Origin of the sequence: Thermodesulfovibrio sp. Kuro-1 (assembly GCF_006538445.1) — a bacterium.
GTDB classification, from domain to species: domain Bacteria; phylum Nitrospirota; class Thermodesulfovibrionia; order Thermodesulfovibrionales; family Thermodesulfovibrionaceae; genus Thermodesulfovibrio; species Thermodesulfovibrio yellowstonii.
Map to the genome: position 1 here is coordinate 209,521 of NZ_BJKS01000004.1, position 15,311 is coordinate 224,831.

Below are 15,311 nucleotides of genomic sequence, written 5' to 3' on the forward strand. Positions count from 1 at the left end.
AAAAGTTTGATTGAATAACAAAACAAAAAACCAACAACTTTTTAAATAAAGAAAAAGTGAATATCATAAACCTTCTTTAAGTTTTTCTTTTAGCATTTTGTTTTCCCGCTGAACTCTTAACCATTTAAGAGCCTTTTCTATAGTAAAAAGAATCTGCTCTTTTTTAAATGGTTTTGTTATGAAATCAAAGCCACCTTTTTCTATTGCTTCTGTAGCTGCATCAATTGTTCCATAAGCTGTGATTATTATTACAGGCACATCTTCATCACGTTTTTTAACTTCTTCAAGGAGTTGCAATCCATCAAGCCCTGGCATTTTAAGGTCTGTTATGACAAGATCAAAATCACCTTTTTTTGCCAACTCAACTGCTTCAATGGGATTATTCGTAGTTGTTATCTCATAAGGAGTTTTTTCTCTGAGAATCATGCTGAGAAGCTTTAACATATCTGGTTCATCATCAACTATTAAAATTTTCTCTGCCATCCTTCCCTCCCTTTCTATTCCTTTGCTGCTGGTAATCTTATTATAAATTTTGTTCCCGTTTCTTCTGCCTCTTCTTTTGTTCTTGTTTCAAAAGTAATTATACCATTATGCTTCTTTATAATGTTATAGGACACCCATAAACCAAGTCCAGTGCCCTTACCTACCTCTTTTGTGGTGAAGAAAGGGTCAAAAATTCTCTGTCTATGTTCTTTGCTTATTCCGCATCCTGTATCGGAAATACAAACTTCAAGCCAGTGACCATCGTATTTTGTTGATACTGTCAAAACCCCACCACCCTTCATAACATAAATAGCATTGTTGATTATATTAAAGAAAACCTGCTGGAGTTCTCCAGCATCACCTTTTACATAGGGTAAATCCTGTTGTAATTGCTTTTTTAATTCTATGTTATTTAGACTTATCGTGTTATTCATTACATCAAGAACTGTCTCAATACATTCGTTAATATTAACAATCTGTTCCTTGTGCTCTTTGTGTCTCACAAAACTGAGAAGATTTTCCACTATTCTTTTAGCATTTGTTGCTTGTTTTTCAATTGTTTTTAGAATGTCATATTCCTGAGATTCTGGAGAAGTTTTTTCAAGCAAAATATCTGTAAAACCTAAGATTATTGCAAGAGGGTTATTTATTTCATGAGCAACCCCTGCAGCAAGAGTTCCGAGAGAAGCCAATTTTTCAGTATAGTAACTCTGTTCTTCCATTTTTTTTCTGTCTGTAATATCACGAGCAATTCCTAATACCGAATAGATATTCCCTGTCTCATCCTTTAAAGCTCTTAAATTCGTGTTAAACCAGTACTCTTTTGTATCTGATTTAACCCTGTGTGTAATTTGTCTACTTTCTCCTGTTTTAAAAATTTGTTTTATATTTATCGCAAGAATAACTCCATCAGGAGAAAAAATTTCAGATACGCTTTGTCCTAATAGTTCAATTTCCTGTTTTTTAAAAAATTCAGCACCAAACTTATTTATTGAGAGAATTTTACCTTCGCTGTCTGTGGCTAAAATAATATCCTCTGCATTTTCAATTAATGACTTATATTTTTCCTCAGATTTTTTTAACTCTGCTGTTTTTTTAGCAACTTCCCTTTCCAGAATATTTGACCAAGTAACAAGAATGAAATTTATAAAAAGTCCACCAAATAGAATAATAACTATAATTACTCCCTGAATAACCATCTGCTGAATGTGAACAGTGTGAATTGCTCCCTCTACCTCACTTATTGGTGCAACAACAGCTATAGACCATACAACAGGCTGGGGTCTTTCTTTAAGTTTAATAGGCGAGTAAGCAATGAGCTTTTTTATTTCTCCTTCCACTCCTCTATGCCATCCGGAAATATACCAACTTGTTCCTTCTTCTCCTCTTAGCATTTTATCTCTTTGAATTTCATTTATTCTCTCAAAAGATATAGTCGGTTTCTTCCCCTTTCTTGCTTCAAAAGCATTCTGTCCTACAAACATTTGCTCCTCATGATAGAGAAATGTTCCTTTATGGTCAATTACCCATGCATATCCAGTTTTGCCAGACTTAATTTTTTTTGTTACCTTGCTTACTAAATATGTAACATCAACAGTAAAAACAATAGCACCTGAAAATTTATTAGTAGGCACAGGATGGGATTCATCTATGGATATCTGCCAGACAGGAATAACCATTTTCATGATAAGTAACTGAGAATTCTTAACTTCTTTACAATGAGTGATTTCCGTAAAAAATATTCCTCCTCTATTTTCTTCTTTTGAAGCCCAATTTAAAAATTCTTCATCTTCCTTCTGCATATTCCCAATTTCACATTTTTTCCCCTCAACAATTCTATATATTTTTTTTGTCTTGTTTTCAAGAAATTTTATCTCTCTTACACCTTCATACTTTACACTTGAAAAAGTAATATTCATTCTGTTTATCAGCGCTGGTTTTTCTGAATACTGAATCGCTGGAGATAGGCTGAGCAAAGTTATTTCTCTTTTTAAAAGCTCAACTGAATTTTCAATCTGATTTGCCGCATGTTTTGCTAACATTAGCTGTTGCTGGTTAAAATCTTCTGTAACAATCTCTGTTATTTTCTTTATTGAAAGCCAACCAAGAAAAAGCACCATTCCAAGAAGTAATATCATTGCTAAGGTGACAATAAACTTAAAATATCTAAGATTAAAGGGATGATACTTCTCAATAAGTGCCATCAATTTGTTAATTAATTTTTGAAAAAACACATTTACCTCGTTTATGGTTTAATCTTAATTATATTCAAAATTCTCTAAAAATAAAAGAACCATAAGGATATAGTGAGGAAAATTAGTGAACATATTGTTGTAAGAAATATCATCTCAACAGAGGTTCTCATGTCAACTCCGAAGGCAGTTGCGAAAATCATGCTCAGTAACATGGAAGGCATACCCGCCTCTATTATACATACATTCAGAGGAATACCTGAAACTCCAGCAATATTTCCATAAAATAAGGCAAAAAGCGGAGCTATGATAACTTTTATAGCAATTGCTGGCAAAGATATTTTAAATTTTTCAGGAGTAACAACTTTAACCGATAGTCCAACAATCAAAAGCATAAGCATAGTTACATAGGTAGAAATTAAATTCAAAAAACCTATCAACTCCTTTGATAGATTTACGCTTAATTCTTTAAACAGAAACCCAACTACTAATCCCCAGATAGGTGGAATTTTAAGAATCGTTAAAAAAGAATCTCTCAGTTTAAAACTCTTTGCCCTACCGTATCTCATACAGATTGCAACAGCTACGGTCCAGGTAAGAGGGGTACTTGCTAAAAAATCATAGGTAAAAGCATAGCTCATTCCTTCTGTTCCGTAAAGCTTTGTCAAAACAGGCAAGCCAATATAAAGCACATTTCCAAAAGCAGAGCACATTATGAGAGAACCGATGACCTCATCTTCAATTTCTTTCCTTGAGGCAATTATCTTATAAATCATCCAAGATAAAAAAACACAGCTTAATATTGTAAGATTAGCAACCAATGAAATCTTCAAATGACTTAGACTGAAGGGCATTGTATAGGTTGTTTTAAAACATACAAAGGGAATAATATAGTAGAAAACAAAGTAGTTTATTTTGTCACGGACATAGTCAATTTTTTCAGGTGAAACACCACCAGCCGTAAGCAGAATTCTCAACAATAGCCCTATTAAAATAAAAAGAAAAATATCAAAAGGCATATTTATTAATGTAGTATGAATGCTGTCAAGAAGTCTACTCACTAAGAACTTATCTTCTTATCTCAAATATTTTTTGAGAAAATTCTCTACTGTTTCAATTTTTGAGAAATATTCAAGCTTTCTGTGCATATTCATATCTCTTTTTTACTTCATTCATATAATGTGGAACGAAATCATAGTATTCTCTTATTACTATGTTTTGAAATTCTATTCTGTATTGCCTAACTTTTTGATTCATAAATCAAAAAGAACATGGCAATATCTATATTACTGTCTTCTCTTAATAAACCTATGGCAACAGAGCTACAAAGATAAACTGCTGCTAAGTTAGATATTTTTTGAGCCTTAAAAGCTTTTTTAATTCTCTGATAATATTTTGTATAGGTAATTATAACTCCTTGGTGAAAAAATTGTGGAATTTATACTTGAGTAATTGAGTAAAATTTAAATATGGAACTTTTCAAAAAGTTATTTGACTCACTGAATCAAGAAAAAGTTGAGTATCTTTTATGTGGAGGGATTGCTGTAAATCTGTATGGAATTGAGAGAGCTACGGCAGATATAGATCTTGTATTAAGGCTTGATGAGGAAAACTTAAAAAAATTTGTAAAAGTTGTTAAAAAATTGGCATTGAAACCTAAAATACCTGTTAAAATTGAAGAGTTAATCAGTCCAGAAAAACGGCAGGAATGGAAAAGAAATAAAAATATGACAGTTTTCAGCCTCTATGATGAAAAAGCACCTTTCTTTATCATAGACATACTAATTGAGGAACTCTTTGATTTTTCAGAAGTTTATAGAAGAAAAAGGGAGATAAAGTTCGGTGAAACAGTTATCCCGATTATTCCGATTGATGTATTGATTGAAATGAAAGAGAAAACAGGAAGAATTCAGGATGAGGCAGATGTTTTTTATTTAAGAAAAATCATGGAAGAATGGGAAAATGAGCAAGATGAATAAAGACCAAAAAAGTCCACTTCTTTACTATAAAACTAAAGAGCAAATTGAAGAATACAGGAAAAAACCTGTTGAGCTTAAACTAAGTTGGCTTCAGGCTCAGATGGAATTTTTCTATTACGCAATGCCTGAGAAAATTAAAAAAATAGGAAATAGAATAATAAAAAACAAAGGAAAGTAGATTTATCAATAAACTCCTTCGCCCTATGCCAATTTAAAAAAATTTAAACCATAATCCCTTCAGCCAGCTTCAATGAGTTTTCAATGCAGTCATTTACACTCACACCTCTGTAGGCATTACCTGTAAGATAAAGCCCAGAAAACTCTGAAAGAATCTGCTCAATCCGATTAAGTTTGTCCTCATGCCCTAACTCATACTGAGGTATTGCTTTTTCCCATCGGAATATTTTTATAAACTCTGGGTCTCCTTTGATATTTAAAAGAGGCTTCAACTCTGATAAAGCTGTATCAATAAGTTTTTCATCAGGCAACATTGCAAGCTCAGGGGCTCTTCTTCCTCCAATCATACTTCTAAGTAAAACATAGCTTTCAGGTGCTCTATTGGGAAATATGCTTGAGTCAAAAAGTGTTCCAAGAATCTTTCTTTGCTCTCTGTAAGGGATTAAAAAACCATAAAGGGATGTTCCAAAACCAATCTGCTCCTTTTTAAATCCAAAGGCTACAACACTCAGAGGTGGATAGGGAATTGTCTTTAAAATATCTGAAAGCTCACTGCTTAATTCTTTAAGTATTTCTGCAGATTCATGGGCAGGACAGGCAAGAATAACTTTCTCAGCCTCAATAAAATTACCATCGTCAAGATGCACTGTGTAGTAAGTGTTTTTTCTGTCTATGCTTAAAACCTTTTTACCTTTTAAAATTCTTGATGAAAGATGTCTTTCAAGGCTTTGTATAAGCTCTGACATTCCTCCTTTAAAAGACATGAGCACACCAGATGGCTGAGCTTTTGTATCTTTCTTTTCTTTTTTTAAAGCAATCAATCCTTTAAGGAGTCCTCCATGTCTCTTTTCAAGCCAATATACTTTTGGAAAACAGCTTTTCATGCTCATCTTTGAAGGGTCTCCTGCATAAATTCCTGTTGACATGGCATCAATAAGTTTTTCATAAAACTCTTTACCTACTCTTCGTGATACAAAACTTTCCACAGTCTCATCAATTTCTTCTTTTAATGGTGGAGTAAAATATTCTCTAAGCATTCTTATTTTGCCTGAAAAAGAAAGCAGAGGAGTAAGAAAAAATTTAATGGGATTCTCTGGAACTCTTATAAGTTTTCCATCAATGAGAATATATCTTATTTTTGAGCTCTCGCTACCTCTTAAAGGCTCTATATTTAATTCCTTTGCAAGTGATATTGTTGATGGTTTATTACTTAAAAAACCATTTACACCACCTTCACAGAGGAATCCTGATATATTTTCTGTAATAATTTTACCGCCTGCTCTTTTTTCTGCTTCAACTATCTTTATATTAAGCTGAGAATTTTTCTGTATTAAAAAATAGGCAAGAGAAAGACCGGAAATCCCGCCGCCAACAATAACTATTTCTGCTGAACCCATTTTATAATTGCCTCCACCATGTGCTTTATAGTTGATTTTTCAGGTATTATGCTTACCCTGTAACCTGCCTCTTCGACTGCCTTTGCAGTTGTCTTGCCTATTACAGCAATTGCCACTTCTTTAAGCATATTCAATGCATCATCTTTGAGGATATCAATCAAATTATTGAAACTTGAAGGAGATGTAAATGTTGCAATAGTTATTTTGCCTTCTCTAAGAAATCTTGCAAGTCTTTTACCATGCTCAGTAGGCTTTATTGTTCTGTATGTAACAGGAGCATCCACTTGAATTCCAATTTTTTCCATTTCTTCAACAAAGCCTTTTAAAGCAAGATCTGAACGAGGATAAAGAATTTTAAGGCTAAAGGCTGAAGGTTGAAAGTTTAAAATTTTTTCTTTGAACATTGTTATTAAAGCCTCTGAACTATATTCATCTGGAATTATGTCTGCATTTATACCAAAGTTTCTCAAACTTTTAGCAGTTTCTCTGCCTATTGCACAGAGCAAAACTCCCTTTAAATCTCTCATATCCCTGCCAAGACTCAGAAATCTTTCAAAAAAGAAATTAACCGCTCTTGGTGATGGAAAGACAATAAATTTATACTCCTTTATCTTTTCTATGGCTCTGTCTAATTCTTTAAAATCCTCTGGTGGCGCAAAAGCTATTGTGGGAAATACAAATAGCTCTGCACCCATGTCTTCAAGAAGGAGATAATCCTCGGTTAACTGTCTTGTAATAAGGACTCTATGACCATGTAAAGGCTTTTTTTCATACCAGCATAACTTATCCCTCAATTTCACCACATCACCAATTACAAGGATTGCAGGAGGTAAAATTTTATTTTCCTTTGCAAGATGAGCAATCTCTGAAATCGTTCCTGTTACTATCTTTTGTTCAGGTCTTGTTCCCCAGCGGATGATTGCCGAAGGAGTTTCTGGTTTAAGCCCTTCCTGAATAAGCTTGTTTGTTATTATTTCAAGATTCCGCACACACATAAGGAAAATCATTGTCTCAGATGCATTTGATGCCCTGATGTGAGTAAAGATTTTCTCCTGTTTTGAAAGGTCTTCATTTCCTGTAATTACAGTAAAAGCAGACGCTACTTTTCTATGTGTTACAGGAATTCCTGCATAAGCAGGAACAGCTATTACAGAGCTTACTCCCGGAATTATCTCAAACTCAATGCCCTCTTCATAAAGAATCTCAACCTCCTCACCACCTCTACCAAAAACAAAGGGGTCACCACCTTTAAGTCTGCATACTGTTTTACCTTCCTTTGCTTTTTGCACTAAAACTGCATTTATCTCATCCTGTGTCATCTCATGATGTCCGCCTCTTTTACCAGCATAAATGAATTCTGCATTATCCTTTGCATAAGTCAAAAGACGAGGATTTATGTGAAAATCATAGACAATGCAGTCAGCAAGCTGAATTGCTCTTATTCCTTTAAGAGTAATCAAGCCCGCATCTCCCGGACCTGCACCAACAAGATAAACTTTACCTTTATTCACTTTTATCTCCTTTTATTTATAGACCTTTTCAAGTATTTCTTTGCCACCTCTGTGAAGTAATTCATTTGCAAGCTCTACACCAAGACTTTGCGCTTGAGATAAACTTCCTTCACGGAAGCCTTTTATAACTGGCATTTTGCCCTCAGGGTCACCTATCATACCCACTATTTTAAGACTGTTATTTACAATCCTTGCATGGCAGGCAAGAGGAACCTGACAGCCTCCTCCCATCACTGAGAGAAAAGCTCTTTCTGCAAGAATGCAAATAGCTGTTTCTTCATGATTAAGAGGCTTTATCAGTTCATTTACAAAATCATCATCCACTCTTGTTTCAATCCCTATTGCTCCTTGCCCAATTGCAGGAATCATTAAATCTTCTGAAAAGGCTTGCGTAACTAAGTTTTCAACTCCCATTCTTTTAACTCCAGCCATGGCAAGAACAATTGCCTGAAACTCACCATCTTTAAGCTTTCTTATTCTTGTATCCACATTTCCCCTTAAAGGCTTTATTACTAAGTCATTTCTTAAAGCTTTTAACTGAACAGTTCTTCTAAGGCTGCTTGTCCCTAATACAGCTTCTTGAGGTAGTTCATTGAGTAAAACTCCATCCTTGCTTATAAAAGCATCTCTTGGGTCTTCTCTTTCACAAATAGCTGAGATTTGCAGCCCTTCCGGAATTTCTGTTGGAACATCTTTCATGCTGTGTACAGCAAGGTCAACTCTTTTTGAAAGTAAAGCCTCTTCTATCTCTTTTACAAATAAACCCTTGCCACCAATCTTTGCCAAAGGTGCATCAAGAATTTTATCACCTGTTGTTTTTATCTTTTCAATTTCAACTTTTAATTCAGGATAAAGTGTTTGAAGTTTGTCCTTAACCCAATTTGCCTGCCACATTGCAAGCTTGCTTCCACGACTGCCAATAACTATTTTATTCCTCTTCACTGTCAAGTCCGAATAACCTCCTTGCTGAAAAAATGAGTATCTCCTTGTTTTCACAGTTATTTTTAAGAGCAACAGTAGGTGAATGCATTATCTTGTTTATAATGCTCTGTGTAAGATAATCAATGGAATTAATTAGTTCTGGAGGCAGATCTTTGTATTTTGCTTTAAACTTTTCAATCTCCTCCTGTCTTACCTGTTCTGCCTTATTTCTGATTGAGACAATAACAGGAACGCTCTCAAGGGAGTTAAGCCACTGAAAAAACTTTTCTGTTTCTTCCTGAACAATACTCAAAGCTTTCTCTGCTTCTTTTTTTCTTTCAAGAATGTTTGAGTCAACCACATCCTGAAGGTCATCAATATTGTAAAGATAGACATTGTCAAGTTCATTACAGGCTGGATCAACATTTCTTGGCACTGATATATCAATAAAAAATATGGGCTTATGTTTTCTCAAAGGCATTACTTCCTTAAGCATCTGCTCCGTTATAACATAATGGGGAGCACCTGTTGAGCATATAACAATATCGGTTTTTACAAGTTGTTCCTTAAGGTTTCCAAAAGGCACTGCTACTCCATTAAATTCTTTTGCAATTTCCTCTGCTCTTTGAAAGGTTCTGTTTGTAAGATAAACATTCTTTATCCCGCTTCCAATAAGATGCCTTAAAGCAAGCTCAGCCATCTCTCCTGCACCAACAAGAAGAATGGACTTTTTGGAAAGTTCATCAAATACTTTTTTAATAAGTCCCACTGCTGCATAACTTACAGATACAGGATTTTTACCAATGCGGGTTTCATTTCTAACTCTCTTTGCTGTAAAAAGTGCTCTGTTCATAAGGTAATTAAGGATAAGAGAGGTAGTCCTTTCAGAAAGGGCAATTTCGTAGGATTCCTTAACCTGTCCTGTAATCTGAGGTTCACCCACAATCATGGAGTCAAGGCTTGAGGCAACCTTAAAAAGATGCTCAACAGCTTCTGTATCTTTATAGACATATAGATAATTTTCAAATTCTCCTATTTCAATGTTGTGAAAATTGGACAGAAAGGCTTTGATAGTTTCTTCTACTTGATTTTCTCTCTTCAAATCAGAGACATTAGCAGTATAGACATATATTTCAACTCTGTTACAGGTTGAAATAATTACAACTTCACCAATGCCTTCCCTCTGAATCAGTTCTTTTAAAGCCTCTTTAATTGCCTCCTTTGAGTTGAAGGCAATCTTTTCTCTTATCTCAACAGGTGCAGTCTTATGGTTTAGTCCAATAACTATTAAGCTCATAGCGGTTTATGAAAGCTCTCTGTTAATAGATTTATACCAAAAAAGCCAAATATTACAAGAAGAAAGGCAAATATGGTAAGATAGGCAGCTTTTTTCTTTCTCCAGTCTTCTTTGACTCGCAAATAAAAAATAGACAAATAAACAATCCATGTAAGAAAACTCCATATCTCCTTTGGATCAAAAAGAAATCCGAGCAGGCTCAGATATTTAACAAGTCCTACAATAAGAGCTGTGGTATAAATTGGAAAACCCCAAAAAATAAGGCGAAAATTTATCTTGTCCAAAATCTCAAGACTTGGAAGAATATTTCCCAATCCACCAAATTTTTTAGCTTTTATAGCCTTCTCCTGAACAAGATAAAGAACACTAAAAACAAAAGCGAGGCTAAATAGAGCTATACCAAAAACAGCCATAAGTGCATGAATATCAATCCATAGGCTTTTAAGTTCAGGCTTTAAATAAGGAATACCTCTTGGGAAAAAGGCACTTACAAACATAAAGGAAAACCCCAAAATCACGCCAAAATTTACAACCTTTGTTTTATAAGAAACTCTGAGCATCAAAGAAATCAGCAAAATACACCATGCAAAATAGGAGTTTGCCTCATGCATTGAAAAAACAGGTGCCTGTCCTGATTTTATATATCTTATAAATAGATAAAAGGTATGAAGGCAAAAACCTATCAGACTTAAAAAAAATACTGCCTTGTCTAAATCATCCTTTTTTCTTACAATTCCGGCAATACTAAGGAGAAATCCTGCAAAATAAAGAGTAAGAGCAAGCTCAAAAAAAATTGTTCCCATCAGAAACAGCCAAGCTCACATTTACGAATTTTTATTTTCAGTTCATTCGCCATTTTTCCCACTTCAATATATGGAACATTAAGTTCTTCTGCTATTTTTCTTGCTTCTGAACAAGTAATCTTTCCATCATTGCTTTTTTCTCTGAGAAGCTTTTCAATGAGTTTTTTTTGCTGAATCTTTTCAATCTCTGTCATAACTTCCTCCATAGAGTAGTCTCCTTCTATAACAATGTCAGCTATTTCAAAAATAGCCTTTCCTGAAGGTTTTACTATCTCTTCAATTTTACTTTTAAAAAATATTATAACATCAGGCTGCATCACTCTTACCATAGAATTACCTTCAATAATTATAAAATTAAGCTTTGTGCCATTATGAGAGAAGCGAAAAATCTCCTCCTTTAATTTATCAGCAATCTCTGGTAAATCCTCTTCTTTTGCTCTTATAAAGTAAACATGATCTGCACCTGCTTTCTTCATCCTCTCAGTGTCTTTACCTTCTTTTCCTATTATTGATGGTTCTGTAATAATTGAGGAATAAAAGGAAGTTTTGGAATATTTTACAGCGATAACAGAAACTCTTTCATTTAGATTTTTGATAAATCTTATAAAACTCTCTATAAAAGTAGTTTTCCCTGTTCCGCTTTTACTGCCACCTACTCCAATGATTAATGAAAATTGCATAGTTTATTAATCCTAATTTGTTTAGTAAAAAGGCTAAATTCATTTAAATTATAAAGTTTTACTATTGTTAGAAGTCAAATTAAGCTCTATTTCATTTTACATATTCTCAATGGATATGAGGAATTTCTGAGCATTTGAATTCAAAGTAAACTCCTTGCCGAAGGGCATGGACAAGTAAAGCATACCAAGAGGTCTAAATGAAACTAAGGAATCTAATCCGAAAGGGTCATTCATAGGGCTTTTCCCGAGAGATCTTTTCCTTAAAAAACAGAGGAGACTCCTCGTTACTAACGCTCCTCAGAATGATAATCACTCCCCGTCATTCTGAGCACCTTCAATGGGTGCTTCCTCTGGAGAAAAAGATGAGTTCCTTACTCCGCTTCGCTCCGTTCGGAATGACAGTAAATAGAATGCCCGTCAGAATGACAATAAAGGGAATGCTCATTGGAATGACATTTTTACTATCCACCTTGATAACATTTTTTTTTGTTACCCTGATAACATTTTTTTACTGTCACCCTGAGCGTAAGCGAAGGGTCTCCCCCTTAAATCTTAGATTCCCCACAAACCCTTCGCTACAGTTCAGGGCTTCGCTCGGCTCTGAATGACCAAGGGAGGTAAATGGAACATATCAGAGCTTACAAGCCTTTGAAACAGGCTAATAAATTTTAGGAATCTTTTAACGGAATGAATATATCAAATCTCGTTCCCTTACTTAGTTCACTTTCTACAAAAATAAAACCATTCAGAAGCTGAACAATTTGATATACCGTTGGCAATCCAAGCCCTGAACCTTTTTCTCCTTTTGTAGTAAAAAAGGGTTCAAATATCTTTTCCTTTGTTTCTTTGTCCATTCCAACTCCTGTGTCTGTCACAGATAAACATATATATTCTTTTGCAAATTCTTTTTTTGTTTCTGAAATTATTGTTCTGAATTTATCAGATAATTGTTTAACTGATGCCTCTATTTTTATCTGTCCTCCTTCTGGTAATGCATCCTGTGCATTTAAAACAAGATTTGTAACTACTTTTTCTATGTCAGTTCTATCAGCAAAAACTTTTAAAGAAATCTCTGGCATTATGAGGGTTAAATCAATATTTTCTTTCAATGAACCTTTAAGAAAAGTGGCAATGTTTCCTAAAACTTCTTTCAAATCTATAATTTCAGGATTTCTACTAATATCTCTTCCAAATCCAAGAATTTCTCTTATATTAATCAATACAGAATCAATGATAGAAAGCATTTTTACAAGATATTTTTTTGCTAATTCCATGTCTTCTGTTTGCAAAGCAACCTGAGCAAAGCCTTTAACACCTGTAAGCATGTTTTTTATCTCATGAGCATAGGTTGATGTCAGTCTTCTTATAGATTCCATTTTGCGTGAAATTATAATCTGTTCTTCATATTTTCTTATCTCTGTTACATCTGTAAGAAAAAGAGCATATCCTAAAACTTCTCCCTCTTCCAATCTTATTCCTCTTAAACGAAAAACTTTGTTATTATATTTCAGTTCTTTAAGATAACTGTTATGAATTTCATAAAGAGATACCTGAGGAAATACTTCAAATATGTTCTCCCCTTTTAATTTTTTATGACCTGAGTATTTTAAGAATGAATCATTGCAGTAAATAATCTTTCCAGAAAATTCTAAAATAGCAACTCCAACCGGTGAATGAGAAATTACATTGTAAAGCTTCATAAGTTCAATCTCAGCAGTTTTTCTGGCAGTAATATCTCTCACAATCTGAACAGCTCCGATCAGATCGCAGGCTTCATCAACCACAGGAGAAGCTGAGATTTTTACCCATGCACCTTTACCACCGTAAAGTGCTGGAAGAAATGTCTCTATTTCATATGTGTCTGCTTTTTTACTTAAAAATTCTGGATATATCATATCAGGATTCAAAACATAATCAACAGGCATTGGTCTTCGGTAGCCATAAAAAGGTAATGAATATTCAAAATCTCCCTTACCAATAATTTCTTCTTCAAAAATACCTGTCATTTCTTCTAAAACTTTATTCCATACAATCACTTTACCTGTCATATCAATTGCAAAAACTCCATCAGGTATTAACCGCACGATTCTTCTTAAAATATTCTCCACAATTAGCCCTCCTCCCTATTTAGATTTAAAAATTTGATTTATCAAAATGATACAAAAGAAACTTCTCTTCCGCTTTTAATTCATTAAGATTGAAAACTGGAATCTATTTTAATGGAAGTGTAATACCCTTTATTTGTTATTCTGAGGGGGACTATAAGCCCCCCTCAGAATCCATTTTTTATTTTACTTCTTTTTTACAACCATTACAGGACGGGCAACTGTGCCGATAACTCTTTCAGTTACGCTTCCCATGAAGAATTTTTCTATTCCTGTTTTACCATATGTACCCATTACAATCAATCCAACAGCGTTTTTGTTTGCCACATCTGCTATCTGTTCAAAGGGTTCTCCCTTTGCAACAACTGTTTGAACCTTTACACCTTCACGTTCTCCAGACTCTTTTACAGCTTTTACTGCTTCCTCAGCATAGGCAACTTCACTATCTCTTTTTGCAACTGAGACAGCAATAAGCTCACTGTTAAATCTCTTTGCTGTGCCTATTGCTTCTGATGCTGCAATATTGCTGTAAACAGAGCCATCAGTGGCAATGAGAATTTTATCAAAGTTGAGAGTTGCTCCTACTGGAACAACTAAAACCTTACACGGAGCATTTCCAATTACTTTTTTACCTACTGCACCAAGCATGACACCTTTTTTACCAAGTATAATGAGGTCAACACTGTTTTTTATTGCCTCATCAATGATGTATTTGTATGGTTCTGGTCCTGTGTAACTTATGGTTTCACATTTTACACCTGCTTTATCTGCGATTGCTTTCACATCATCAAGAGCTTGCTTTGCTCTTTTTTCCATTACATCTATTACCTGTGGAAGCGTTTCTACAAACTCTGCTGCAAAAATTGGCACTTCTGCAACACATATAGCATATACAGTACTTCCACAGGGTTTTGCAAGGTCAACTGCTGCCTGAGCCGCGAATTTAGCAGCCTCGGAACCATCTGTTGAAATCAGTATTTTATCTAATTTTGTTAAAGGACATGCACCAATAGCCATTTTTATACCTCCTTCTTTACCTTTGCTTTCTTTGTAGAAAGTCCTAATCCCTCAAATAAATAAAGCACTCCAAATCCATACCAGATTGTATATAAAACATAGAATAATAGAAGACCTGTTGCAACACCTGCTTTTTCTGTTATCTTGACTGCTTGAATTCCATAGAAATTGTATGCAGGTTCAATTGCTGCTGTCATAACTTTCTTTACAAAATTGGCATCCTCAGCTTTTTTATCAAGGGTAAGCTTTTTATTGACAAGATTTAAAGCATTATGCCACTGCCTGAACATCTGCTTCATCTTTTCATCATCTGTGACATCATATTTTTTCTTTATGTAATCTCCATTGTTATTATACATCTGATCTGAATCTTCAAGTGCAGCAGATATAATAGCACCAAAATCACCTGTTATGTGTACTTTTGAACCATTAACCTCTGCTTTTGCACCATTAATGGTAAATACTTTAGCCATTCTTTCAGCTCTTTTTTCTGCATCACCAGGTTTGTCACCTGCCCTTTTTACATCTACTACCACATCCAAAACTTTACCTTTATATTTTTCTGCATCCTTCTTTAGTTTAGGAATTTGATAGGCAGAACCTTTTGCCAACTTATTAAAAAGGTCATCACTGTATTCCAAACCATTCTGTCCCTGTCCATATATAGGAGCAAATATTAATATCAATACACCGATAAAGCTTATTAATAAAATCAATCCCCATGTTAGATGTTTTTTATCAGCAGCCAT

Annotated in this window: 15 protein-coding genes; 2 read left to right on the top strand and 13 right to left on the bottom strand. The window is 34.3% G+C overall.

Features of this window, described 5'->3' with window-relative positions; all coding sequences use genetic code 11:
* Window positions 1–63: 63 nt before the first annotated feature.
* From FLY87_RS07020 to FLY87_RS10320, 4 genes are all read right to left on the bottom strand, one after another.
* Entirely contained in the window at window positions 64–483 is a 420-nt protein-coding gene (locus FLY87_RS07020) for a sigma-54 dependent transcriptional regulator (protein WP_012546768.1), read from the bottom strand.
* Between the two features lie 14 nt (window positions 484–497).
* Window positions 498–2,717 carry a sensor histidine kinase gene (locus FLY87_RS07025; RefSeq protein WP_028842593.1) on the bottom strand — a complete coding sequence of 740 codons (2,220 nt, stop codon included), beginning with the start codon at window positions 2,715–2,717 and terminating at the stop codon, window positions 498–500.
* A gap of 44 nt (window positions 2,718–2,761) precedes the next feature.
* On the bottom strand, window positions 2,762–3,736 hold the full coding sequence (locus FLY87_RS07030; protein WP_012545151.1) for an AEC family transporter: 975 nt from the start codon (window positions 3,734–3,736) through the stop codon (window positions 2,762–2,764).
* A 70-nt stretch (window positions 3,737–3,806) separates the two neighbouring features.
* On the bottom strand, window positions 3,807–3,932 hold the full coding sequence (locus FLY87_RS10320; RefSeq protein WP_012546186.1) for a hypothetical protein: 126 nt from the start codon (window positions 3,930–3,932) through the stop codon (window positions 3,807–3,809).
* A gap of 212 nt (window positions 3,933–4,144) precedes the next feature.
* Here FLY87_RS10320 and FLY87_RS07040 point away from each other — a divergent pair, with 212 nt between their 5' ends.
* Complete coding sequence (locus tag FLY87_RS07040) at window positions 4,145–4,654, top strand: nucleotidyl transferase AbiEii/AbiGii toxin family protein (RefSeq protein ID WP_012545294.1); 510 nt, start codon at window positions 4,145–4,147, stop codon at window positions 4,652–4,654.
* Window positions 4,638–4,832: a hypothetical protein gene (locus tag FLY87_RS07045; protein WP_012546041.1), complete on the top strand. Its 195-nt coding sequence runs from the start codon at window positions 4,638–4,640 to the stop codon at window positions 4,830–4,832. Before FLY87_RS07040 ends, FLY87_RS07045 begins: the two co-directional genes overlap by 17 nt.
* 43 nt (window positions 4,833–4,875) lie before the next feature.
* Here the strand turns inward: FLY87_RS07045 and hemG are convergent, their stop codons facing one another.
* The 9 genes from hemG to FLY87_RS07095 form a co-directional block, all read right to left on the bottom strand.
* Entirely contained in the window at window positions 4,876–6,228 is a 1,353-nt protein-coding gene (gene hemG, locus FLY87_RS07050; RefSeq protein WP_012545161.1) for a protoporphyrinogen oxidase, read from the bottom strand.
* Window positions 6,210–7,739 carry a uroporphyrinogen-III C-methyltransferase gene (cobA, locus tag FLY87_RS07055; protein WP_012546266.1) on the bottom strand — a complete coding sequence of 510 codons (1,530 nt, stop codon included), beginning with the start codon at window positions 7,737–7,739 and terminating at the stop codon, window positions 6,210–6,212. Before cobA ends, hemG begins: the two co-directional genes overlap by 19 nt.
* Window positions 7,740–7,751: 12 nt before the next feature.
* Window positions 7,752–8,687 carry a hydroxymethylbilane synthase gene (gene hemC, locus FLY87_RS07060; RefSeq protein ID WP_012545283.1) on the bottom strand — a complete coding sequence of 312 codons (936 nt, stop codon included), beginning with the start codon at window positions 8,685–8,687 and terminating at the stop codon, window positions 7,752–7,754.
* Window positions 8,668–9,957 carry a glutamyl-tRNA reductase gene (hemA, locus tag FLY87_RS07065; RefSeq protein WP_141266688.1) on the bottom strand — a complete coding sequence of 430 codons (1,290 nt, stop codon included), beginning with the start codon at window positions 9,955–9,957 and terminating at the stop codon, window positions 8,668–8,670. The genes hemC and hemA overlap by 20 nt, the downstream gene beginning before the upstream one ends.
* Window positions 9,954–10,760, bottom strand: a complete 807-nt coding sequence (locus tag FLY87_RS07070) for an inner membrane protein YpjD (RefSeq protein ID WP_012545612.1) — start codon at window positions 10,758–10,760, stop codon at window positions 9,954–9,956. The genes hemA and FLY87_RS07070 overlap by 4 nt, the downstream gene beginning before the upstream one ends.
* The gene (locus FLY87_RS07075; RefSeq protein ID WP_012545701.1) at window positions 10,760–11,440 is read right to left on the bottom strand and encodes a molybdopterin-guanine dinucleotide biosynthesis protein B; all 681 of its coding nucleotides are present in this window, start codon (window positions 11,438–11,440) and stop codon (window positions 10,760–10,762) included. The genes FLY87_RS07070 and FLY87_RS07075 overlap by 1 nt, the downstream gene beginning before the upstream one ends.
* Before the next feature lie 668 nt (window positions 11,441–12,108).
* The gene (locus tag FLY87_RS07085; RefSeq protein ID WP_012546509.1) at window positions 12,109–13,548 is read right to left on the bottom strand and encodes an ATP-binding protein; all 1,440 of its coding nucleotides are present in this window, start codon (window positions 13,546–13,548) and stop codon (window positions 12,109–12,111) included.
* 183 nt (window positions 13,549–13,731) lie between these two features.
* Window positions 13,732–14,562, bottom strand: coding sequence for a universal stress protein (locus FLY87_RS07090; protein ID WP_012545567.1), 831 nt, complete (start codon window positions 14,560–14,562; stop codon window positions 13,732–13,734).
* Window positions 14,563–14,564: 2 nt separating this feature from the next.
* Entirely contained in the window at window positions 14,565–15,311 is a 747-nt protein-coding gene (locus FLY87_RS07095; RefSeq protein WP_012545191.1) for a hypothetical protein, read from the bottom strand.